The sequence below is a fragment of the Clostridium sp. DFI.5.61 genome (assembly GCF_024462915.1).
Lineage (GTDB): Bacteria > Bacillota > Clostridia > Oscillospirales > Oscillospiraceae > Lawsonibacter > Lawsonibacter asaccharolyticus.
The window spans coordinates 1-221 of sequence record NZ_JANGBZ010000185.1; the positions used below are offsets into that span (position 1 = coordinate 1).

General features: G+C 48.9%; 1 protein-coding gene. It reads left to right on the forward strand.

Annotated features, from left to right (window positions below; genetic code table 11):
• Window positions 1-221, forward strand: a 221-nt coding sequence (locus NE584_RS19570; protein ID WP_256183582.1) for a hypothetical protein, incomplete at both ends; no start/stop codon positions are given.

Here is a 221-nt window from a genome sequence, read left to right on the forward strand (position 1 = left end):
AGAGCCTACATTTATGAACATCTCATACGGATCAGAAAGACCAGCGCCGAAGGTGTCCGCAAGGGACTTATTCTTCTCAATATTACGCTTGACCATGCCGCTTTGCAGGGATTGATCGATCACAACCCTGCTCGCTTGCTTAAACCCGCAATGTTTGGTGCCTCAATGGGAAAACCGCGTGAGCGTTGGGTGCCACAAGACGAGTTGCAAATGTTATGGAA